The 23,088-nt window shown below is 69.1% G+C and carries 16 protein-coding genes and 2 pseudogenes; 12 read left to right on the top strand and 6 right to left on the bottom strand.

From position 1 onward, the window contains the following. Positions 1-228: 228 nt before the first annotated feature. The 4 genes and pseudogenes from CIK81_RS14850 to CIK81_RS14835 all read left to right on the top strand — a co-directional run bounded on the left by CIK81_RS14850 (position 229) and on the right by CIK81_RS14835 (position 5,359). Positions 229-1,692, top strand: coding sequence for a sugar ABC transporter substrate-binding protein (locus CIK81_RS14850; RefSeq protein ID WP_114306084.1), 1,464 nt, complete (start codon positions 229-231; stop codon positions 1,690-1,692). A gap of 92 nt (positions 1,693-1,784) precedes the next feature. Beyond that, complete coding sequence (locus CIK81_RS14845; RefSeq protein WP_096166819.1) at positions 1,785-2,762, top strand: carbohydrate ABC transporter permease; 978 nt, start codon at positions 1,785-1,787, stop codon at positions 2,760-2,762. Further along, positions 2,759-3,643: a carbohydrate ABC transporter permease gene (locus CIK81_RS14840; RefSeq protein WP_096166820.1), complete on the top strand. Its 885-nt coding sequence runs from the start codon at positions 2,759-2,761 to the stop codon at positions 3,641-3,643. Before CIK81_RS14845 ends, CIK81_RS14840 begins: the two co-directional genes overlap by 4 nt. A 466-nt stretch (positions 3,644-4,109) precedes the next feature. Next, positions 4,110-5,359, top strand: a pseudogene (locus CIK81_RS14835) (integrase core domain-containing protein). A 106-nt stretch (positions 5,360-5,465) separates the two neighbouring features. On the opposite strand, the gene CIK81_RS14830 reads toward CIK81_RS14835, so the two are convergent. Further along, on the bottom strand, positions 5,466-7,607 hold the full coding sequence (locus CIK81_RS14830; RefSeq protein ID WP_096166908.1) for an NAD(+) synthase: 2,142 nt from the start codon (positions 7,605-7,607) through the stop codon (positions 5,466-5,468). Positions 7,608-7,928: 321 nt separating this feature from the next. Between CIK81_RS14830 and CIK81_RS14825 the strand changes: the two genes are divergently transcribed. Together CIK81_RS14825 and CIK81_RS14815 are read left to right on the top strand one after the other, a co-directional pair. After that, positions 7,929-8,792, top strand: coding sequence for a carbohydrate ABC transporter permease (locus CIK81_RS14825; RefSeq protein ID WP_096166907.1), 864 nt, complete (start codon positions 7,929-7,931; stop codon positions 8,790-8,792). 13 nt (positions 8,793-8,805) lie between these two features. Then, positions 8,806-9,888 carry a carbohydrate ABC transporter permease gene (locus CIK81_RS14815; protein WP_275542214.1) on the top strand — a complete coding sequence of 361 codons (1,083 nt, stop codon included), beginning with the start codon at positions 8,806-8,808 and terminating at the stop codon, positions 9,886-9,888. A 242-nt stretch (positions 9,889-10,130) separates the two neighbouring features. Here CIK81_RS14815 and CIK81_RS14810 read toward each other — a convergent pair. Next, a protein-coding gene (locus CIK81_RS14810) for an IS3 family transposase (RefSeq protein WP_241964154.1) occupies positions 10,131-11,587 on the bottom strand; the annotation gives its coding sequence in 2 pieces (ribosomal slippage) (positions 10,131-11,209 and positions 11,209-11,587; 1,458 coding nt in all). 350 nt (positions 11,588-11,937) lie between these two features. Between CIK81_RS14810 and CIK81_RS14805 the strand changes: the two are divergent. Then, a pseudogene (locus tag CIK81_RS14805) lies at positions 11,938-13,187 on the top strand (integrase core domain-containing protein). A 390-nt stretch (positions 13,188-13,577) separates the two neighbouring features. Beyond that, positions 13,578-14,915: an extracellular solute-binding protein gene (locus CIK81_RS14800; RefSeq protein WP_096166427.1), complete on the top strand. Its 1,338-nt coding sequence runs from the start codon at positions 13,578-13,580 to the stop codon at positions 14,913-14,915. A 342-nt stretch (positions 14,916-15,257) separates the two neighbouring features. Here the strand turns inward: CIK81_RS14800 and CIK81_RS14795 are convergent, their stop codons facing one another. Continuing rightward, positions 15,258-15,491, bottom strand: a complete 234-nt coding sequence (locus tag CIK81_RS14795; RefSeq protein WP_096166428.1) for a hypothetical protein — start codon at positions 15,489-15,491, stop codon at positions 15,258-15,260. A 34-nt stretch (positions 15,492-15,525) separates the two neighbouring features. Then, the gene (locus CIK81_RS14790; RefSeq protein ID WP_096166429.1) at positions 15,526-15,753 is read right to left on the bottom strand and encodes a hypothetical protein; all 228 of its coding nucleotides are present in this window, start codon (positions 15,751-15,753) and stop codon (positions 15,526-15,528) included. A 149-nt stretch (positions 15,754-15,902) separates the two neighbouring features. Here CIK81_RS14790 and CIK81_RS14785 point away from each other — a divergent pair, with 149 nt between their 5' ends. Together CIK81_RS14785 and CIK81_RS14780 are read left to right on the top strand one after the other, a co-directional pair. Beyond that, the gene (locus CIK81_RS14785; protein WP_096166430.1) at positions 15,903-17,165 is read left to right on the top strand and encodes an ABC transporter ATP-binding protein; all 1,263 of its coding nucleotides are present in this window, start codon (positions 15,903-15,905) and stop codon (positions 17,163-17,165) included. Then, positions 17,165-18,256 (top strand): ABC transporter permease, encoded by a 1,092-nt coding sequence (locus CIK81_RS14780; RefSeq protein WP_096166431.1) that lies wholly within the window; start codon positions 17,165-17,167, stop codon positions 18,254-18,256. The genes CIK81_RS14785 and CIK81_RS14780 overlap by 1 nt, the downstream gene beginning before the upstream one ends. Before the next feature lie 26 nt (positions 18,257-18,282). On the opposite strand, the gene CIK81_RS14775 is transcribed toward CIK81_RS14780, so the two are convergent. Both CIK81_RS14775 and recR read right to left on the bottom strand, forming a co-directional pair. Continuing rightward, a complete protein-coding gene (locus CIK81_RS14775; protein WP_096196245.1) occupies positions 18,283-20,064 on the bottom strand; it encodes a hypothetical protein in 1,782 nt (593 codons plus the stop codon). 19 nt (positions 20,065-20,083) lie between these two features. Continuing rightward, positions 20,084-20,677 carry a recombination mediator RecR gene (gene recR, locus CIK81_RS14770; protein WP_096166433.1) on the bottom strand — a complete coding sequence of 198 codons (594 nt, stop codon included), beginning with the start codon at positions 20,675-20,677 and terminating at the stop codon, positions 20,084-20,086. 196 nt (positions 20,678-20,873) lie between these two features. Here recR and CIK81_RS14765 point away from each other — a divergent pair, with 196 nt between their 5' ends. Together CIK81_RS14765 and CIK81_RS14760 are read left to right on the top strand one after the other, a co-directional pair. Next, a complete protein-coding gene (locus tag CIK81_RS14765; protein WP_096166434.1) occupies positions 20,874-22,199 on the top strand; it encodes a glycoside hydrolase family 125 protein in 1,326 nt (441 codons plus the stop codon). A 148-nt stretch (positions 22,200-22,347) separates the two neighbouring features. Beyond that, positions 22,348-22,878: a transcriptional regulator gene (locus tag CIK81_RS14760; RefSeq protein ID WP_096166435.1), complete on the top strand. Its 531-nt coding sequence runs from the start codon at positions 22,348-22,350 to the stop codon at positions 22,876-22,878. Positions 22,879-23,088 lie beyond the last annotated feature (210 nt).

The raw sequence follows: 23,088 nt of genomic DNA, 5'->3' as shown, positions 1-23,088 counted from the left end.
CCCTTCCGTCACCACCCCGAACGCGATCATCTGTGTCGCACCAGTTGCTCAAGTGAGGGTATATGACTACGCTCACTCTCAGTTGAGCATCATGGGTTCATCACATGAGTGCTCCGGTCGTCTAAGTGCGTCGGCGAGGTCGCCGATGCCATCGCACCCCAGCGGGACCCTCGCCGTTCCTCCGCGACGGACCTGCCGGGCCCCACGCCGTTCAGAGGAGAACTTCGCATGGGACGTCCCCGCCCGCCCCGCACTTCCCGCCCTCCCCAGCCACCCCGCACGCCCCGCTCACCGCGCGCGTCCCGCCCACCCGGCACGATCTCTCCGAGCCGGCGCTCCGTGCTCGGCGCCGGCCTGACCGCCGGACTCGCCAGCGCCGGGCTGGCCGCCTGCGGCTCCGGATCCGGATCCGGCTCCGGCTCCGGCTCCGGCGACCGCGAATCGATCGTCGTCGCCATCGTGTCGAACCCGCAGATGCAGGACGCGATCAGCCTGATCGACCACTTCACCGAGCAGCACCCCGACATCGACGTCCGCTTCGTGTCGCTCCCGGAGAACGAGGCCCGGGCGAAGATCACGGCATCCGTGGCGTCCGGCGGCGGCGAGTTCGACGTCGTGATGATCTCCAACTATGAGACCCCGCTGTGGGCGCCCAACGGCTGGCTCACCGACCTCGAGCCCTACATCGCGAAGACCGACGGCTACCAGCCTGACGACTTCGTGCCCACCATCAAGGACGCGCTCACGGTGGACGGATCGATGTACTCCGTGCCCTTCTACGGCGAGAGCGCGTTCCTGGTGTATCGGGAGGACCTGTTCGAGGAGGCGGGTCTGGAGATGCCGGCGCATCCCAGCTGGGACGACCTGCGCTCCTTCGCCTCGACCCTGCACGACCCCGAGGGCGGGATGTCCGGCATTGCGCTGCGCGGCCTGGCCGGCTGGGGCGAGAACCTGGCCCCGATGAGCACCGTCATCAACACCTTCGGCGGCTGCTGGTTCGACATGGAGTGGGCCCCGAGCCTGGACTCCCCCGAAGTGCACGACGCGGTGTCGATGTACGTGGACACGCTGCGCTCCTACGGGCAGCCGGGCGCCGCGACCTCCGGCTTCGGCGAATGCCTCACGCAGTTCAGCCAGGGCAACGCCGCGATGTGGTTCGACGCCTCCTCGATGGTCTCGGGCGTGGAGAACCCCTCGTCCTCCACGGTGGTCGGCAAGACGGGCTACGCCCTGGGGCCGACGCTCGAGACGCCGTACGCCGGCTGGCTGTACGCCTGGTCGCTGGCGATCCCTGAGACCAGCCAGAAGAAGGACGCGGCCTGGGAGTTCATCGCCTGGATGACCCACCCGGACTACTTCCAGCTGGTGGGCGAGGAGCTCGGCTGGGAGGCGCTGCCGCCGGGTTCGCGGCTGTCGACCTACGAGATCCCCGAGTACGCCGAGCTCTCCGAGAACTACGCCGAGCCCACGCTCGACTCGATGGAGAACGCGACCCAGGAGAACTCGATGACGCAGGAGGTGCCCTATGACGGCCTCCAGAACGTGGTGGTCCCGGAGTTCCAGGACCTCGGCACCCGCGTGGGCCAGCAGTTCTCCGCCGCGATCGCCGGCCAGAAGAGCGTCGACGAGGCGCTCGAGCAGTCCCAGGGATTCGCCGAATCCGTGGCCCGCACCTACGGATGGGAGGGCTGAGCGACGCCCGCTTCCGGCCGACGACCCCTGAGCGACGATCTGAGCGACGATCTGAGCGACGATCTGAGCGACGAAGGGCAGGAGAAGACCCGATGAGCACCGCCACGGACACGCCCGTCGGCCGCGGAGCCGACGCCCCGCCCGCCCCACCTTCGGACGGGTCCGACACCCGCCCGCCGCACGGCGAGTACTCGAAGGCCGAGGCCTGGCGCCGTCGGCTCCCGCTGATGCCCGCGTTCCTCTTCGTGGTCGTCTGCACCCAGATCCCGTTCCTGCTGACCATCTGGTACTCGCTGCGCTCACGCAACCTGCTGCGCCCCGAGGGCGAGAAGTTCGTGGGTCTGCGCAACTACCTCGACATCTTCGTCGACTCCACGTTCCGCAGCGCGGCGCTGAACTCGATCCTGTTCACCCTGGGCTGCGTGGTCGTCTCGTTGCTGCTCGGCCTCGGGCTCGCCCTGCTGCTGGACCGGAAGTTCGTGGGCCGCGGCTTCATCCGCACACTGCTCATCACGCCGTTCCTCATCATGCCGGTGGCCGGTGCGATGCTCTGGTCGATCTCGATGTTCGACCCCACGTACGGCCTGGTCAACTGGCTGATCGGCACCGTCGGCATCTCGCCGGTGGACTGGACCAGCCAGTTCCCGATGGTCTCGATCATCATCGCGCTGGTGTGGCAGTGGACGCCCTTCATGATGCTGCTGCTCCTGGCGGGCCTGCAGTCCCAGACCGGTGACGTGCTCGAGGCCGCCTCGATGGACGGGGCCGGACCGCTGAAGACCTTCGTGCACATCACGCTCCCCCACCTGCGGTTTTACCTGGAGCTGTCGGTGCTCCTGGGCGCGATCTACGTGGTCAACACCTTCGATCAGATCTACCTGATGACCGCGGGCGGGCCCGGCACGGCCAGCGCCAACCTGCCGTTCTACATCTATCAGCGCGCGTTCCTCGGCTTCGACATCGGGCAGTCGGCCGCGATGGGCGTGATCACCGTGATCGCCACGATCGTGATCGCCACCTTCGCGCTGCGCCTGATCTTCACCAGCATCAACAGCAAGGAGCAGTCATGAGTGCCACGACCGCCGACGCCGTGCGCGTCACGCCTCCGGCCGCGCCCCTCCGCCCGCGCCGCTCCCGCGGCACGGCGACCGGCCACCTGCTCACCGTGCTGGCCTGGGCGGCCGGGCTGATCTTCTTCGCCCCGGTGGCGTGGATGGTGCTGACCAGCTTCAAGCAGGAGAGCCAGGCGGCCTCGAACCCGCCCACCTTCTTCTTCACGCCTACGCTGGACCAGTACGCCTCGATCATCGGCTCCTCCGGGGCCGGCTCGTACCTGCTGAACTCGGTGATCGCGACGGTCTGCTCGACGCTGCTGGTGCTGATCCTAGCTGTGCCCGCCGCCTATGCGGTGAGCATCAGACCGGTCAAACGCACCCAGGACTTCCTTTTCTTCTTCATCTCCACGAAGATGCTGCCGGTGGTCGCCGTGATCATGCCGATCTACGTGATCGCCGGGCAGATCCGCATGCTCGACAACATCCTCACGCTGATCGTGCTGTACACGGCGATGAACCTGCCAATCGCCGTGTGGATGATGCGCTCGTTCTTCCTCGAGGTGCCCGGGGAGGTGCTCGAGGCGGCGTCGATCGACGGGGCCTCGCTGATGCGCACGATGCGCACGGTGCTGCTGCCGATGGTCGCGCCGGGCGTGGCCGCCACCGCGCTGATCTGCGTGATCTTCGCGTGGAACGAGTTCTTCTTCGCCCTGAACCTCACGGCCGCGAATGCCGCGACCGTGCCGATCTTCCTCATGTCCACCATGACCTCGGAGGGCCTGTTCCTGGCGCGGCTGTCCGCCGCCTCGGTGCTGGCCTCGCTGCCCGTGGTGCTGGCCGGCTGGATCGCGCAGAAGCAGCTCGTGCGCGGCCTGTCGATGGGCGCGGTCAAGTAGGGCCGAGCAGGTCGGTGGGTAGGCGGGCCGGTGGGTCGGCAGGTCGGTGTGTCGGTGGGTCGGTGGATCAGCAGGTCGGTGGGTCGGTGGATCAGCAGGGCAGCAGGTCACGAGCGGTGCCGACGAGCCGACGCACAGGTTCCGGGCGGCGAGAGGCGCCGACGCGCCGGAGGCGCCACGGGCCGACGCACCCCGTCCGCACTCCGCACCCCGTCGGCACCCCGCACCCCGCACCCCGCACCCCGCACCGAGCACCACGAGTTTTGTGGCCTGAGGACCGATGCCCGAGCTGTGTTATGTCGCAGGACATCGGTGACAGTTCTGTATCAGGACATCGGTGACACTTCCGTGGCTCTTGGTGGTGACACTTCGCCGGTAAAAATGGGCGGTGAGCAGAAACGAGCCCGTCGATCCCACTGTCCGCCTGGCCATCTCGCGGTGGCCTGATGACGCGCCGCGTGGGTCGGTGAGCACGTTCTGCGTCGAGCACGGCATCTCGCGCAAGACGTTCTACGTCCTCCGTGCTCGCGCCCGCGTCGATGGGCCCGCGGCCGTGCTCGAGCCCCGCACCAAACGACCACATACCTCCCCGGGCCAGCTCGATGAAGAGGTCAAGGACCAGGCTGTTCAGGTCCGCGCCGCACTCGAAGCGTCTGGGCTGGATCACGGTCCGATCAGCGTCCACGACCGGATGAAAGCGATGGGACTTGAAGCGCCATCGATCGCGGCCCTGGCACGGATCTTCCGCGAACGAGGCGTGGCTCGACTGGAGCCGAGGAAGCGGCCTCGCGCGTCCTGGCGGCGGTTCGTCTATCCGGCACCGAACGCGTGCTGGCAGCTGGATGCGACCCAGTACGTCCTCACCAACGGCCGGACCTGCGTGATCTTCCAGCTCCAGGACGATCATTCGCGCCTCGCGGTCGCCTCTCACGTGGCGGGCAGCGAGACCGCTGAAGCAGCGATCGCGGTGTTCAACAAGGGCACCGCGCGTTGCGGAACTCCACAGCGTCTGCTCACCGACAACGGAGCCGCGCTGAACCCCACGCGCCGTGGGATGAAGGGCCAGCTCGTCATCCACGTGACCGCGCTGGGAGTCGAGGCGATCACCGGGAAGCCCTACAAGCCGACCACGCAGGGCAAGAACGAACGATTCCACCAGACCTTGTTCCGCTGGCTGGACAAGCAGCCCATCGCGGGAAGCATCGAAGAGCTCCAAGCACAGGTCGACGAGTTCGACGTCATCTATAACGAGCAACGCCCTCACCAGGGACTTCCCGGACGGATCACACCACGCCAAGCCTGGGACGCGACTGAGCCGGCACCGTCTCCCCGGCCTGTCGTGGAGCCCAGCCTGATCATCGAGTCCGTCGGGGACAGCAAGAAGCGTTCCCGGAAGCTCCCCCGGGAGCGGGTCATCCAGACCGGTGAACGAACACGGGTGGTGAACAACAACGGCACGATCACCCTCCACGGCGTCGCGTTCCAGGTCTCCTACCCTCATGCCCAGCAGGAAGTGCACGTCCTCGTCGAACAGGCCAGCGTCACGTTCGTCGACCTTCACGGCGAGATCCTGGCCGAGCACGCTTGGCCCCCGCTCGGCATCCGATACGCCTCCAAGCACACGGGTCAACGGAGCGGCAAACGCCGAGGCCGGCCACCGAAGAACCCCGAACCGTCACCGATGTCCTGAGACATCAACTGTCACCGATGTCCTGATACAGAACTGTCACCGAAGTCCTGAGACATCACACCGATGCCCGAGCTGGCATCGGTCCTCAGGCCACAAAACTCGACACAGCGAGCGGTGGCATACGCCGGCGGATCAGTCTCCCGGCACCTCGACCTCGAGCTCGGCGATCCAGGCCTTCGACGTCGCGTCCGAGGGCATCCGCCAATCGCCGCGGGGGGACAGCGAGCCGCCGGCCAGCACCTTCGGGGCGTTCGGGGCGGCGGAGCGCTTGAACTGGTTGGAGAAGAAGCGGCGGGTGAACACGGTCAGCCAGTGCTTGATCTCGGCGCGGGTGTAGGCGCGCTTGTCGCCGTCGACGTATCCGGCGGGCCACTCGCCGGCCTCGAGGTCGCCCCAGGCCTGATGGGCGAGGTAGGCGATCTTGGCGGGGCCGTAGCCGCGGCGCAGCTGGTGATAGAGCGTGAAGTCGTGCAGCGCGTAGGGCCCGATCGAGTCCTCGGTGGACTGCGCCTTCTCCCCCTGTTTGGTGGGGATCAGCTCCGGGGAGATCTCGGTGTCGAGCACGGCCTGCAGCAGATGCCCGGTCGCCTCATCGAACAGGCCCTCGGCGATGACCCAGCGGATCAGATGCTGGATGAGGGTCTTGGGCACGCCGGCGTTCACGCCGTAGTGCGACATCTGGTCGCCCACGCCGTAGGTGCACCAGCCCAGGGCCAGCTCGGAGAGGTCGCCGGTGCCCACGACGATGCCGCCGTGGTGGTTGGCCAGGCGGAACAGGTAGTCATAGCGCATGCCGGCCTGGACGTTCTCGAAGGTCACGTCATAGACCTCCTCGCCGCTGCCGGCCGGGTGACCCATGTCGCTCAGCATCTGGGTGGAGGCGGGGCGGATGTCGATCGTCTCGAAGCTCGCCCCGATCGCCTCGGAGAGCAGCTCGGCGTTCGAACGGGTGTGCTCGGTGGTCGCGAAACCGGGCATCGTGTAGGCGAGGATCTCGGAGCGGTCGCGGCCCAGCAGGTCCATCGCCCGGGCGCACACGATCAGCGCATGGGTGGAATCCAGGCCGCCCGAGACACCGATGACCGGCCGCGTGCCGCCGGGCGTGTCCCCGCCGATCGCCTTCAGCCGACGCACCAGGCCCGCGACCTGGATGGAGAAGGCCTCGTAGCTGTCCTGCGCGAGGCGCGCGGGATCGTCGGGCACGAAGGGGAAGCGGTGCAGCGGCCGGCGCAGCGGACCGGTTGCCGGGTGCGGCGTCGGGGGCTCGTCGTCCTCGAACGGGCCGAACAGGTGCGCCTCGTGCCATCCCTCGAACTTCGCGAGCGCGTCGGCGTGAGTGCGGCGATTGTCGTCGAACGTGCTCTGGCGGCGCCGCTCGGCGACGACCCGGTCGAGGTCCACGTCCACGATCGTGGCGCGCGGGCCCTGTGGGAAGCGCTCGGACTCCCCCAGCAGGTTCCCGCACTCGTACACGAAGGTCTGGCCGTCCCAGGCGAGGTCGGTCGTCGACTCCCCCTCGCCGGCGGCGGCGTAGACGTACGCGGCCTGGCAGCGGGCCGACGCGGAGCGCGCGAGCAGTTTCCTCTCCTCCGCCCGGCCGACGGTGATCGGCGAGCCGGACAGGTTCGCGACGACGGTCGCGCCGGCGAGCGCGGCCTCGGCCGACGGCGGCACCGGCACCCACATGTCCTCGCAGATCTCGACGTACAGCTTCAGGCCCGGGACGTCGTCGACCGTGATGATCGCGTGCGGGGTGAGCAGGTGCTCGTCGCCGTCGATGCGCACCAGCACGTCGGCGGCGTCGTCCCCGGGAGCGAACCAGCGGCGCTCGTAGAACTCACGGTAGGTGGGCAGGTTCTGCTTCGGCGAGATGCCGAGGATCTCGCCGCGGTGGATGACGACGGCGCAGTTGAAGATCCGGGAGCGGTCGCGGGCCCGCAGCGGAGCGCCGACCACGATGATCGGCAGGAGCTCACGGCTCGCCTCGACGAGGGTGGCCACCGCCTGCTCGGCGGCGTCCAGCAGAGGCTCCTGCAGCACGAGGTCCTCCAGCGAGTACCCGGTCAGCGACAGCTCGGGGAACACGGCCAGCCCGACCTGCTGCTCGTGCAGGTCGCGCAGCTGCTCGAGGTGACGCTCGGCGTTCGTGGCGGGGTCGGCGAGCGCGACCGGGAGGGTCACCGCCGCGACCCGCACGAAGCCGTGGTCGTAGATGCTGGCGTGGGGGTCGGTGACCGGCGCGTCGGCGCCTGCGGATTCCGTCGCTGAGCTCATGTGCCGAGCGTAATGGAGCGCCGCGCCGCCGACGTGACACCACCGCCGATCCGCCGCGGCGGCAGTCGGCCGACCGGGCGCTCGGGCGCTCGGGCGCTCGGGCGCTCGGGCGCTCGGTAGAGGGTCCGATCGGATCACCTGGAAGCTGCGCCGTTCGGATCATGTGGAAGCTCCGCCGTCGGCCGACGGGTGCGGGATTCTGCCGGCGGGTGCATTCCCGAGCCTGCCGGCCCACCTGCACCTGATCCTGCCGAATCCTCGCCGCCTGCTATACCGTGACCTGGTGAATCGTCGCCAGTTTCTGCATCGAGGGGAGGCCCGATGAACGCCCGTCGGCCGCTCCTGGGATGGCTGCTGATCGCGCCCAGCCTGATCGGGGTGACCGCCTTCCTGATCCTGCCGGTGCTGCTCGCCTTCGTGGTCTCGCTGTTCCGCTGGGATCTGCTGGGCACGCGGGACTTCATCGGCCTGGACAACTACGCCTCTCTGCTGGCCGACGGGGCGCTGATCAACTCGCTCGTGGTCACGGCGCTGTTCACGCTGATCTCCGTGCCGGTCTCGATCGCGCTCGGTCTGGCCCTCGCCTCCCAGCTGGTGCGGGCGCTGCCGGGATCGGCGATCGTGCGGGTGATCGTGGTGGTCCCGTGGGTGTGCGCGCCGCTCGCGCTGGGCGTGGTGTGGAAGTGGATCTTCCAGCCGTCGGTCGGCGCGCTGAACCAGATCCTCGGGGTGCGCATCGAGTGGCTCACCGATCCGAGCCTCGCGCTGCCCGCCGTGGCCTTCGTGGCGATCTGGCAGAACGTCGGCTACATCTCGCTGTTCTTCCAGGCCGGCCTGTCCCGGATCCCCGGCTCGATCTACGAGGCGGCGCGGATCGACGGCGCGGGCCCCTGGCCGACCATGCGCTATATGACCATCCCGCTGCTGCGGCCCACCACGTTCTTCCTGGCCGTCACGCAGGTGGTCGCGAGCTTCCAGGTGTTCGACATGGTCTATGCGCTCACCGGCGGAGGCCCCCAGCACCGCACCGAGGTGATCGCGTCGCTGGTCTACCACGAGGCGTTCACGTCCTCGAGCCTGGGCCGGGCGAGCGCCGTCGCGGTCATCCTGTTCGTGCTGCTGGTGATCATCACGCTGATCCAGCAGCGCTATTTCGCCCGCCGCATCACCTACGACATGAGCTGAGGGGAGGCAGACGATGCAGCACCGCACCCAGCCCCACGGGGCTCACGGGGCCGATCGCCCCGACGGGGCCGACGGGTCCCACCAACCCAATGGGGCTGCCGGGGAGAACGGGGCCAACGGGGCCAACGGGGCCAACGGTCCCTCCGGCCCCGTCCGATCCGGTGGCGCCGACGTCTCCACGGCGCCCCCGGCGCAGGCCAACGTCGGCCGCTCCCCCGCAGCGTCCCATCGACCAGCTCCCCGCCGACGCCGCGGCTCCGGCTCGATGCAGATGCGTGCCCTGGCGGGCTACGCCGGCACGTACGTGGTGCTCGCCGTCGCCGCCGTGCTCACGCTGGGCCCGTTCCTCTTCTCCGTGCTGACGGCCTTCACCCGCTCCCAGCAGTTCGCGCAGGAGGGTCCGCTCTCGATCCCCTCCCCGCCGGCACTGGAGAACTTCGTGTCCCTGTTCACCTCGGCGGACGGCTTCGTGACTCCGGTGGCGGTCACCGTGCAGGTGGTCGCCGTCATCCTGGTGGGGCAGATGGTGTTCTCGGTGCTCGCCGCCTATGCCTTCGCCCAACTCCGTTTCCCTGGGCGTGACCTGCTGTTCTGGGTGTACGTCGCCACGCTGATGGTGCCTCAGGTGGTCGTCGTGGTGCCGCTGTATCTGATGATGAGCGAGGTAGGTCTGCGCAACACCTTCTGGGCGCTGATCCTTCCGTTCGTGCTCGGCTCCCCCTACGCGATCTTCCTGCTGCGGGAGAACTTCCGCGGGGTGCCCACCGAGCTGATGGACGCGATGCGCATCGACGGTGCCGGCACCCTGCGCCTGCTCTGGCACCTGGTCGTGCCGCTGAACCGGCCGATCATCGTCACGCTGGTGCTGATCACGGTGGTCACGCACTGGAACAACTTCATGTGGCCGATGGTGATCACCTCCGGGCCCGAGTGGCGCGTGATCACCGTGGCGACCTCAGCGCTGCAATCGCAGTACAACAACAACTGGACGCTGGTCATGGCGGGCACCACCCTCGCGATGCTGCCCCTGGTGATCCTCATGATCGTGTTCCAGAAGCAGATCACGAACTCGGTGGGCGACACGACGATGCGCTGAGCGGAGCCACCCCTCCGGCGCCCTCCCGCACTCCGGCCCCGGCCCTGTTCCCGCCCCCGGCCCTGCCCCCGACGTGTCCCCGACAAATGTCGCCTGGGGACCCATGTCAGCAGCCCACATAGGTCCCCAGGCGACATTTGCACGCGCCCCCCCCCCCTGCACGCGGCCGGACACGACGTCGCAGGCGTGAGCTGCCCCCACGCAGCACCGGAATTTGTCAAGGTGAATGAGGCCAGTGGGAGTCAGGCGGCGGTCTGGTAGGCCTGCTGGTCGTCGTGGTTGGCGGGCTTGTTGATCCAGGCTGCGTCGGGCAGCGTGAGGATCTTCGGGACGGCAGTTGGGGTGCTGAACCGTTCGGGGTGGGCGTTCCGGGCGGTGTTGAGGACGTCGGCGCGGTCGGCGGCCTTCGCGGCGGCGAGGCCGTAGTGAACCTCCGCCGGCGTGTGCAGGCCCAGACCGCCGTGGTGGTGCTCGTGGTTGTAGCGGTCGCGGAACGCGTCCATGAACGCCCTGGCATCGCTGAGAGAGCCGAATCGGTCGGGGAAGACCGGGGCGTACTTCAGCGTCTTGAACCAGGCCTCGGAGTAGGGGTTGTCGTTGGAGACCTTCGGGCGCGAGTGCGAGCGGGTGACCTCCAGATCGGCGAGCAGCGTCGCGACGGTCTTCGAGGTCATCGAGGTGCCGCGGTCGGCGTGGACCACCTCGGGGATGCCGTGGATGGCGAACACCTCGCGCATCATCTCCTCGGCCAGGGGCCCGGACTCGCGGGCGTGGACGTGGACGCCGACGAGGTAGCGGGAGTAGATATCGATCATCACGTAGGCGTCGTAGTAGACGCCCCGGACCGGGCCAGGCAGCTTGGTGATGTCCCAGGAATAGACCTGCCCAGGTGCCGTGGCGACCAGCTCGGGGATCGCCCTCGCCGGATGCCTGGCCTGCCTGCGACGCTCTGTGACCAGGGTGTTCTCCCGCAGTACCCGATACATCGTGGAGACCGAGCACAGGTAGATCCCACGGTCCAGCAACTCGGCGAAGATCTGTATCGGGGTGGCATCGACGAACTCGTCGCTGGTCAGCACCGCAAGCACCCTCGCCCGTTCGGTGCGCGAGAGCCGGTTGGCCGGCACCACCTCCCGCGGCACGGGTGGCCCCGGGCGCTGCTGCCGGCGACTGGCTGTCGCCCGCGAGATGCCGGTCAAGACCGACGCGGCCCGGGTGGGTGTCCCCTGGACGGTGAGGTCGGTGTAGGCGTTCATCAGCGCTTGTTGCGCTTGGTCTCGGTATCCGCGCTCTCGGAGATGTCCTCCAAGAGCGCGCGTGCTTTTCCCATGATCTCCAGCGCGGTCTCGGTGCGATCCAGGCGCTGCTGGGTCGTCTCCAGCTCGCGCCGCAACCGGGCGATCTCGGCCTGCTCCTTGCTGGGCCGGCCGATCGCCTGCCCGGGCTGTTTGCCCTGCAGCACGCCGGCATCGCGCAGCCGCCGCCACTCGGTGATCAACGAGGAATACAGGCCCTCGCGGCGCAGGTAGGCACCGCCTTGCTGCTGCTCGCAGGCCTCCTCGTAGGCGGCCAGGTGGGCGAGCTTCTGCTCGGGCGTGAACCGGCGACGGCGCGGACCATCGGCGCGGGGATGCGAACTGCTCATGGACCCATCATCGCGGGTCGACGACGGCAGCGTGGAGAGAGTCGAGATGCTCATCGGGGTCGTTCCTGATCTCGCCCTGCGAAGGCGGACTTGCTATGAACCACTGGTCTCAACTCACCCTGACACGCAGGGCACGGCCCCGACCAGCGGATGCGAAACCCGCCCCGCCCCTGCCCCCGCCAAGCAGGTGGCGCGCCGAGTTTTGCACCCCCACGACCGATGCTGACCACTGTTATGTCGCAGGACATCGGTGACAGTTCTGTATCAGGACATCGGTGACACTTCCGTGGCTCTTGGTGGTGACACTTCGCCGGTAAAAATGGGCGGTGAGCAGAAACGAGCCCGTCGATCCCACTGTCCGCCTGGCCATCTCGCGGTGGCCTGATGACGCGCCGCGTGGGTCGGTGAGCACGTTCTGCGTCGAGCACGGCATCTCGCGCAAGACGTTCTACGTCCTCCGTGCTCGCGCCCGCGTCGATGGGCCCGCGGCCGTGCTCGAGCCCCGCACCAAACGACCACATACCTCCCCGGGCCAGCTCGATGAAGAGGTCAAGGACCAGGCTGTTCAGGTCCGCGCCGCACTCGAAGCGTCTGGGCTGGATCACGGTCCGATCAGCGTCCACGACCGGATGAAAGCGATGGGACTTGAAGCGCCATCGATCGCGGCCCTGGCACGGATCTTCCGCGAACGAGGCGTGGCTCGACTGGAGCCGAGGAAGCGGCCTCGCGCGTCCTGGCGGCGGTTCGTCTATCCGGCACCGAACGCGTGCTGGCAGCTGGATGCGACCCAGTACGTCCTCACCAACGGCCGGACCTGCGTGATCTTCCAGCTCCAGGACGATCATTCGCGCCTCGCGGTCGCCTCTCACGTGGCGGGCAGCGAGACCGCTGAAGCAGCGATCGCGGTGTTCAACAAGGGCACCGCGCGTTGCGGAACTCCACAGCGTCTGCTCACCGACAACGGAGCCGCGCTGAACCCCACGCGCCGTGGGATGAAGGGCCAGCTCGTCATCCACGTGACCGCGCTGGGAGTCGAGGCGATCACCGGGAAGCCCTACAAGCCGACCACGCAGGGCAAGAACGAACGATTCCACCAGACCTTGTTCCGCTGGCTGGACAAGCAGCCCATCGCGGGAAGCATCGAAGAGCTCCAAGCACAGGTCGACGAGTTCGACGTCATCTATAACGAGCAACGCCCTCACCAGGGACTTCCCGGACGGATCACACCACGCCAAGCCTGGGACGCGACTGAGCCGGCACCGTCTCCCCGGCCTGTCGTGGAGCCCAGCCTGATCATCGAGTCCGTCGGGGACAGCAAGAAGCGTTCCCGGAAGCTCCCCCGGGAGCGGGTCATCCAGACCGGTGAACGAACACGGGTGGTGAACAACAACGGCACGATCACCCTCCACGGCGTCGCGTTCCAGGTCTCCTACCCTCATGCCCAGCAGGAAGTGCACGTCCTCGTCGAACAGGCCAGCGTCACGTTCGTCGACCTTCACGGCGAGATCCTGGCCGAGCACGCTTGGCCCCCGCTCGGCATCCGATACGCCTCCAAGCACACGGGTCAACGGAGCGGCAAACGCCGAGGCCGGCCACCGAAGAACCCCGAACCGTCACCGATGTCCTGAGACATCAACTGTCACCGATGTCCTGATACAGAACTGTCACCGAAGTCCTGAGACATCACAACCGATGCTGACCACACGATCGGTCGTGGGCGCACGAAACTCGTGGCTTCACCGTCCGCCCGGCCCACTCGACCTGCCCGGCGCAACTGGCCCGCCCGGCTCACTCGACCTGCCCGGCGCGGCTGGTCCGCCCAGACCAGCCAGTCCATCTGGCCCGTCCAACCCTCTCGACGCACGCGGCGCGGCTGGTTCGTCCAACACGCCCAGTCCGCCCAGCCCGCCCAGCCCGTCCAACCCGGCCCGCCCGACCCGCCCGGCGCCATCGGGGGACATATTCGCCCCACCCTGTGACGACATTCCCCGTATTCGAACCCGGCGGACGATAATGAGGAAAACCCTCCTCGGAAGGACACCCCATGTTGAAGCGTCGCACTCTCCTGTCGTCGTTCGCCGCCGCCGGCCTGCTCACCACGGCTGCCGCCTGCTCCCCGTCGAGCGATGACGGCGGTGGCGACGGGACCAGCGATGGTTCGAAGGGCTCGCTGACCTTCCGTCTGTGGGACGAGAATGCGGTGCCCGCCTACGAGGAGTCCTTCAAGGCGTTCACGGCGGACAGCGGCTGGGACGTGAAGATCGACGTGGTGCCCTGGGGTGACTACTGGACTCGACTGCCCTTGGACGTGGCCAGCGGCGATGCGGCCGACGTCTACTGGATGAACTCCGCCAACTACATCCTGTACAAGGATTCCGAGGACCTGCTGGACATCAACGAGATCATTCCTGACGGTGCCTCCCAGTGGGAGAAGAGCGTCGTGGATCTGTACACCCGCGACGGCGGCCTGTGGGGTGTGCCGCAGATCTGGGACTCGATCGCGCTGTTCTACCACAAGGGTCTCGTCGAGGAGGCGGACGTGGACCCGTCGGCCCTGAGCTTCGATCCCACCGCCGAGACCGATTCCCTGCGCGATGCCGGCAGGGCCCTGACGGTCGACGGCGACGGCAAGCATCCGGGGGACGACGGCTTCGATGCCGATTCCCGCACCCAGTTCGGCTTCAACTCGCAGGCTGACCGCCAGGCGATCATCGGCCCGATGCTGGCCGCCAACGGAGCGGACTGGCAGGAGGAGGATGAGTACACCTTCGCCTCGTCCGAGGGCATCGAGGCGTTCCAGTACATGGCCGACCTCATCAATACCGAGAACATCGCTCCGAGCGCCTCGGATACCAACGAGAACGGCGACTTCACCCGCGATCTGTTCACGCAGGGCAAGCTCGGCCTGTTCCAGTCCGGCCCGTACAACCTCGCTGCGATCGCCGACGGCGTGGGCGACTCGTTCGAGTGGGCGCTCGCGGCGCCGGTCGCGGGCCCCGAGGGCCCCAAGTCGCTCGTGCACGGCGTGGTGGCCGTGGGCAATGCGAAGGCCGACGACGACCAGCAGGAGGGCATCGCCGCCCTGCTGACCTGGCTGGGCAGCGTGGATGGTCAGATGCCGCTGGCCGAGAAGGGCGTCTCCTTCCCCGGTCACGTCGATGCTCAGCAGGCGTTCCTCGATTTCTGGGACGACAAGGGCATCGACGTGAGCGTTTTCGTCGAGGCCGCGAAGAACGCGGCCGAAGCGGACACCGGCTCTCGCGCCAACGCGGGCCTCGAGGCCGCGATCCCGATCTTCCAGGAGGTCTTCATCGGTCGGCTGACCGCGGAAGAGGGCATTCCGCAGGCCCAGGAGGAGGGCAACAAGGCCATGGCCGAGTGAGCCCTCTGCTCTGACCATGCTTCGGGTGGGGCTCGCCGTCAGCGGCGGGTCCCACCCAGCATGGCAACGACAGCCCCCTCCCATGTCAACGGCAAGCCCCTCGCATGTCAGCGACGGGTCTCGCCCCGTATGACATCGGTGGTTCCCGCCCCGCATGACGGCGTCGGGCCGACACGGTGGGCGAGTGCGTTGGGCGAAGACCGCGAGGGCCTACGCGGTGGGCAAGTACGGTGAGCGAGGGCCGACGGGGGAGGCGAGTGCGGTGGTCGAGGGCCGGCCGGATCGAGGCGAGCGCGGCCGCCCTGGCTCGTCGGCTGGCCGCCCGTCTGACTGCCCCTCCGGCTACTCGGCCGAGTCGGTCTCGTCGCGATCCTCGACAGAATGCTCGCGAGGAGCGGCCTGACGACGCAGGCGCTCCTTCAGCAGCTGCGCCGTGCCCATGGCGAGGAACACCCCGAGGAGGGTGACGATCACCTTGTCGTTGCCGGAGACGAGCGAACTGAACGCGATGAGCACCGTCGCCGCCATGATGACGCCGACGACGAGTGTGATTCCCCTGTTCCCGATGACAAGCATGTGTTTCACGCTACACCCGGCTCAGAGGGGGCCTTCAGAGCGACGACGCGGCGGCTCCCGACCCGGCCACACGTCCGCTCCCGTCACCGTCCTCACTGCCGTCCGTACTCGCCGTCCCCGTCCCCGTCCGCAGCACGCCCCGCGACCCCAGCAGGCCCCGCACGCCCCGCGGGTCCAGCAGGCCCAGCAGGCCCAGCAGGCCCAGCAGGCCCAGCAGGCCCAGCAGGCCCAGCAGGCCCAGCAGGCCCAGCAGGCCCCGCACGGTCCAGCAGGCTCAGCAGGCCACGCAGGCCACGCAGGCCACGCAGGCCACGCAGACCACGTCACCTTCACACCTTCCGCACCATTCGTCTGCGGAACGCGCCCGGTGCGCCGCTGTCATCGCTGGTCGCACCGTGAGAATCTGAGCGCATGACGCAGAACACAGCCCCGGCCGACGATCCCGGCCGGGAACCCCAGGGGGATTCGGGTCGGAACGGCTACGCCTACGACGCGCAGCAGCAACCAGCCGGCGAGGGGTCCTTCGGCCCCGGTGCAGCGGCCGACGGGTCCGTCGGCCGCCGTGGGACAGCCGACGGGTCCTCCGACCCCGACGCAGCGGCCGACACCGCCTCCGGTCTCCGCGGGACAGCCGACGCCGCCTCCGGCCTCCGTGCAGCGGCCGACGCCGCCTCCGATCCCGGCGCAACAGCCGACGCCTCCTCCAGCCACCGTGCAGCGGCCGAGGCTCCGGGCATCGTGTGCGAGCACGTCAGCCGCTCCTTCGGCACGGTCCGCGCCGTGCACGATCTGTCGTTCACCGCCCCGCGAGGAGCGGTGACCGCGCTGGTGGGTCCGAACGGCTCCGGCAAGTCCACGCTGATGCTGATGCTCGCCTCGCTGCTCGCACCGGAGTCGGGCCGCGTGCTGGTGGGCGGTGTCGATCCCTCGCAGGACTCCGCCGCCGTGCGCGCCATGGTGGGGTGGATGCCGGACCAGTTCGGGGCCTGGGACTCGCTGCGCGTCTCCGAGGTGCTCGAGGTGATGGGACGCGCATACTTCATGCCGTCGGCCCAGATCCGCTCGCGGGTCCAGGAGCTGCTGACGCTGATGGATCTCGAGCCGCTGGCGCAGCAGCCGGCGCACGTGCTCTCGCGCGGGCAGAAGCAGCGTCTCGGTCTCGCCCGTGCCCTCGTGCACGGGCCGCAGGTGCTGATTCTCGACGAGCCCGCCTCGGGCCTGGACCCGGCCTCCCGGCGCCGGCTGCTGACCGTGGTGCGGCAGGTCGCCGAGCACGGCGCGACCGTGCTCGTCTCCAGCCACATCCTCACCGAGCTCGAGGAGATGGCCGATCACGTCGTCTTCGTCGACCACGGCCATGTCGTCGACTCCAGCAGCGTGCGCGATCTCGCCGCCCGGCCTCGCGCCTGGAAGGTCCAGTCGCTCGACCCGTCCGTGCTGCACCGGGTGCTCGGCGATCTCGGCGTGCGCCATCACGGGGTCGTCGGTCCCGACCGCACCACCAGCGGTCACGCCGAGGCCGTGGTGGACCTGCCCGACGAGGGCACCGCCGTGCGTCTGCTGCGCGACCTCACCGCGAAGGATGCCGCCGTCGTCGCGTTCGGCCCTGCCACCGGACGGCTCGAGGCCGCTTACCTCGCGTCGGACGCCGCCACCCGCGAAGGAGCTCTCTGATGAGGAACGGAACGTTCTCCCTGCGTCCGCGCGGTCTGTGGCTGATGACGTCGCTCGAGCTGCGCCAGCGGATCCGCTCCGTGCGCTGGTATGTCGCGCTCGGGGTATGGACGGTGGTGCTGCTGGGTATCGGCCTGCTGGCCCTGGCACCGGCTCTCTACACCTCGGAATGGGGCGCGGTCGCCCCCGTCGCGCGGGTCATGTTCAGCCTGCAGATGCTGCTCGTGCTGTTCGCGATGCTGCTGGTCACGCCTGCGCTGTCGGCCGGATCGATCAACGGGGACCGCAGCGCGGGCACGCTGGCCACGCTGCAGGCGAGCCTGCTCAGCCCGCTCGAGATCGTGCTCGGCAAACTGTTCGCGGGACTGCTCACCGGCCTCGCCTTCCTGGTGCTCGCGATGCCGTCGGCCCTGCCCCTCGCGTTCCTGGGGGACATCAGCGTGCTCTACGTCGTGCGGGTGGTGCTGATGATCTGCTTCCTGACGTTCTGCGTGACCGCGATCGGGCTCGGCCTGTCCGCGCTCACGCAGCGTCAGCTGGGATCGGTGGTGCTGGCCTACGTGCTGGTGTTCGGCGTGACCGTCGTCGGCCCGATCCTGTGGGGCACCTCGATGGTGTTCCTGCATCAGGAGAAGGAGGTCACGACGTACTACACCGAGTACACGGACTACGAGAGCGATATGGACAGCGGCGTCTGCACCGCGCACACCGAGACCCAGGAGGTCTTCCGGATGGATCTCTCCCAGCCGGTGCTGTGGCCCAATCCCGTGGTGATGCTGGCCGAGACCGCGCCGAGTCCGCGCCCGGACTCGTCTCTCGAGAACATCGACGACTCCGACCACCTCGATGCCCTGGTGCTGCTGAAGACGGGGATGCGGGAGGCCGCCAGCCCGCCGCACCCTGCGGACCACAACTACTGCAGTCCGCAGGACGAGGGCTATCCGACGGATCTCGGCCACCCGACGTCGTTCCCGGTGTGGCCGATGGGCGTGGCCGCGTGGGGTCTCCTCGCTCTCGCCTCGCTCGCGGTGGCGGTGCTGCGCGTGGCGGTGCCGATCAGACGGCTCGGCAAGGGCACCCGGATCGCCTGAGGGACCCCTCGCTCCGCCGCGCGCGTTCAGGGCTCGCGCAGGCCCGTGATCGAATCGGGGATGGGGTGCCGGTGCGACTCGTCGGCGCGCGAACCGTCCGAGCGTGCGCCGTCGAAGTAGGCGTCGTCACCGGCCCGGTAGCCACCGGCGCCGTAGCCGCCAGACCCGCCGGCCCCGTCGGCCCCGCGGGTGAAGGGCGAGCCCTCGCCGCCGAAATCCGGCAGGCGCCCCCGACCGAGATCCGCCTCGCGCACCGCAGTGTCCGTCGTCCCGGGGGCAGAGTCGTCCATCCAGAGCCGCTCCCCCGCGACATCGACGTCCAGGAGCGCCACGCCCTGGGCGGCACCCTCGGCCTGCAGGCGGCGGCGCATCTCGGCCCGCACGGCGGGGTCCTGTCCGCGCTGGGTGCGGGTGCCGATGTCCGGGGCGATCAGCGCATACGGGGTCTCGCGCCGGGTGTAGTCGCCGGCCGGTCCGTAGAGCACGTCGCGCAGGCCGGTGCGCATCGCGGCGGTCGCACCGACACCGAGCAGCGGCACGAGCACCAGAGCGATCGCGACCAGCCCGGACCACACCAGCGGCGTCGTCTCACCCAGCAACACCAGCAGCACGGTGCCGGTGAGAAGACCGAGCAGTCCGAGCACGGCGCTGAACACGCCGGTCAGCGTCACGACCCGCGCTTCCCAGGGGTTCACCCGAGCGCGCTCGGGCCAGGTGGCATAGGTGCGCTGGTCGACGACCTCTGCCCGCTGCCCCTCGGCGGCGAGCACCGCGAGGCCCGGCACGAACGCCAGCCCCACAGCGACCAACCCCAGCAGAGGAAGGCCGACGGCGAGGACCGGCCAGCGCAGCGCCGAGCGGATCTCCACCAGGTTCGTCTCGAGCATGCCGCCGAAGGTGTTGATCGCGTCGGCCGTCCCGAACAGGAGCCAGCCCAGCCCCACCGCCGTCGGCGCCACCCAGACCAGACAGGCACGGGCGATCCGCACGAGAGCGGTCAGCAGACCGCGGGGGCTGAAGGCCCCGGACCGCGCGGCGGTGCCGGGATTCGGCGGCAGGTGCCGACGGTCCTGGGCGAGCACCTTCTTCGCGGCCGCGAGGCGCACGGCGGGATCACGATCCAGGCGTCCGGCAGTCTCCACCTCGCCGGCGTCGGGCACTCCGAGCAGCGTCGGGACGGCGAGGGTGCGGCGCACGAGGACCCAGGCCAGCATGATCGCGCCGGCCCCGAGCGTGAGCGCCATCAGCGGACCGGCGCCCAAGGCGCTCCATGGCTGCTTCAGCCCCAGGACGACGCTCAGCGGCAGCGCGAGGAGCACGAGGAGCGGCGGCGCGAGCAGGATGGCCGTGATGCGGGTGGCGACCTCCCGCTGGAAGCCGCGTTCGCTGAGGTGTCGACGCGGGTCCATCCCCGCGATCGCACTGGGCGCCAGCTGCATCATGGCGAGGCTCAGCACGGTCCCGGCGAGCGGGAGCAGCCCGAACGCCGTCGCGAGACCGCTGCGGGAGAACCCCAGCTGGACGGTCGCGGCGCGCAGATAGGTCGGCTCCCCCAGCGCGACCAGGGCGGAGAGGAACCAGAACGTCGGGGACGCGCCGAGGACGTACAGGCCCAACAAGGCGTACCAGAGCCCCAGGATCACCAGCCCCGGCGCCCAGGAGCGCCGCAGCAGGCGCCGTCGCAGCAGGCCCTTGGACTCGACCATGATCGCGTCCGGCGGGACCAGGCTGGGTGACTCCCGCGGCAGCACCCGCGGGGCCGGCAGGTTCGTCAGCGGCGGCAGCGCCCGAGAGTGCGGGGAGGTCATCGAGGCTCCAGGTGGGGTCTCACACGGTGCGTCGGCCGAGGAAAGCGCGGCCCAAGGTCATCTCGTCGGCATAGTCGAGGTCGCCGCCCACCGGGAGGCCGGAGGCGAGGCGGGTGACGGACAGCTCGAGGGGTCCCAGCAGCCGCGAGAGGTACGCGGAGGTGGCCTCGCCCTCGATGTTGGGATCCAGCGCGAGGATCACCTCGGTGGTCTCCCCGGAGCCCAGACGGCTCATGAGCTGGGTGATGCGCAGGTCGTTGGGGCCAACGCCGCCGATGGGATCGATGGCGCCGCCGAGCACGTGATAGCGACCCTTGAACTCGCGGATCTTCTCGATCGCCACGATGTCCTTGGACTCCTCGACCACGCAGATCACCTCGTCGGTGCGGCGCGGATCGGTGCAGATGCGGCAGGTCTCCTCCGCGGAGACGTTCCCGCAGATCTCGCAGAAGCGCACGGTGTCCTTGACGGTCACCAGCACCTCGGCAAGACGGCGCACGGCCGCGTCGTCGGCGTCCAGCAGATGGAACGCGATGCGCTGAGCCGACTTGGGGCCGATGCCCGGCAGCTTGCCGAGCTCGTCGATGAGGTCCTGGACGATGCCTTCGTACACGCCCCCACTGTAGTCGCCGCTCCGGGCGCCGGGCGCCGACGGTGACGTGCCTCCGCGCACGTCACGGCAGGGCGCCCCCGGCCACGGCATGTCGCCGTGCCGCGTCCCGTGGTCCATCCCTCGACGAATATGTCCATCGCCATGACATATCCGGATAGCCTGGTCATGAACAGCCCGACCTTCGATGAGGAGCCCCATGGTCCAGCTGCCTGCCACCCTGCTCGACGCCGTGCACGAGCGCGTGCTGAGCGGTCTCGACGACTCGCCCCAGCGCGAGGAGATCGCCCGACGCGTGGTCGCCTATCTGCGCAACACCGCCGAGACCACGGTCAGCGTCGAGGAGGACGGGACCACCTTCGTGATCACGGGCGACATCCCGGCGATGTGGCTGCGGGACTCCGCCGCCCAGCTCACTCCCCTGCTGCGCCTGGTCGTCGCCGGGATCGGCTCCGACGAGGATCGCGCCGTGCTGGTGGGGCTGCTGACGGGCCTGCTGCGCCGGCACTGGCAGTACATCGTCATCGATCCCTATGCCAACGCGTTCAACCGCACCGAGGACTCCTCGCACTGGGACATCGACGACACCGACCGCGACAACCCTTGGGCCTGGGAGCGGAAGTTCGAGCTCGACTCCCTCTCCTACGGGCCCGATCTCGCCTGGCGGGTCTGGAAGGCCACCGGTGACACCTCCTGGGCGGACGAGAAGTTCGTGACCGCGGCGCGCACGATCCTGGAGACGGTGCGCACCGAGCAGCATCACGAGGACCGCTCGACCTACTACTTCCGCCGCAGCGACTGCCCGGCGCAGGACACGCTGGAGCGGGACGGCCGCGGTTCCCTCACCGAGCCCAACGGCCTGGTCTGGGCAGGGTTCCGCCCCAGTGACGACGCCTGCGAGCTGGGCTACAACATTCCCGGCAACCACTTCCTCGCGCTCTCCCTGGACCGGCTGGGCGAGCTGCTCGCCGAGGTCGCCGGGGAGCAGGAGGACGCCGCCGAGGCCCGTCGGCTCTCCGCGGAGATCCGTGCGGCGCTGCAGGAGCACGGCCTGATCGACGGCCCCGAGGGGAGGCGGATCTGGGCGTACGAGGTCGACGGCCGCGGCCAGCACGTGTTCCTCGACGATGCGAACGTGCCCAGCCTGCTCGGCCTGCCCTACCTCGACTGCGTGCCGGCGGACGACCCCGTCTACCTCGCCACCCGCGCCGCGGTGCTGTCCCGGCAGAACCCGTACTACTACGCGGGTCTGTACCTCGAAGGGGTGGGTTCCCCGCACACGCCGAAGGACCACGTGTGGCCGATCGGCAAGAACATCGAGGCTCTCACCGGCACCGACGACGCCGAGCGTCTGCGAACCCTCGAGCTGCTGATCCGCACCGACGGCGGCACCGGGATGATGCACGAGGGCGTCCATGTCGATGACCCGTCGATCTTCACCCGCGAGTGGTTCTCCTGGTCGAACTCAATGTTCTGCGAGCTCGCGCTGGACACCGCCGGCGTGCACCGCGACCCCGCTCCCTGAGCCGACGCGGTGACCGCGCTCATCACGGGGTGACCGCAGACATCCCGGGGGTGGTCACCGCTGGTCACCGGGGGATCCGACGGGTACCGTCGAGCCGGGTCGTCGCACCGTGCACGGCCCGTTCTCGACTTCGAACAGGATCTGCACGATGACGGCGTTGCCACCCCCCTATGACGCCCAGGAGCCGATCACCGAATGCAAGGTGAGCATGGCTCCGGAGATTCCGACTGCCGTGGTCAGCCAGCGGGACTTCCCGATGTACGAGATGCCGGCCCTGATGGATGGGGTGTTCTCGCACCTGATCACCGCGCTGGAGGAGGTGGGCATCCACCCCTCCGGTCCGGCGTTCTCGCTGCACCATCGCGCGCCCGTCTCCACGGCGGATCTCGAGGTCGGGTTCCCCGTCGACACCCCGCTGACGGAGACGCTCGAGCTGCCCAGCGGCTACGAGGTCGTGCCCTCCGTGCTCCCGGGCGGGCGCATCGCCTGGCGCAGCCACATCGGGGGTTACGGCGGTCTGGCCGAGAGCTGGGGCGCGTTCACCGAGGAGGTCGGTGAGTCCGAGGAGCAGATGACCTACCCGTTCTGGGAGTTCTACGTAACGCCTCCGATGCCGGACATCAACCCGGCGACGCTGCGCACCGACCTGTTCTCCCTGCTCGAGCCGCGCGAGGTCTGAGTCCCGCCGGTCGAGGCTGACGCGCCCGGCCGTGGACAGCGGGGCATTGCTCTCAGGCGTCGGCCCGTAGTGGTCGGCACAGTGCTCTCAGTGCTGCTCAATGCGGCTCGTCGGTGCTGCACCACACGTCCGCACCTCGCTGCGCGTCCGTACCGCACCGCGTGTCCGTATCGCACCGCGGGTCAGTACCGCACCGCGGGTCCGTATCGC

It is taken from the genome of Brachybacterium sp. JB7 (assembly GCF_003335205.1).
Lineage (GTDB): Bacteria > Actinomycetota > Actinomycetes > Actinomycetales > Dermabacteraceae > Brachybacterium > Brachybacterium alimentarium.
This window is presented reverse-complemented; position numbering and strand designations above follow the sequence as displayed.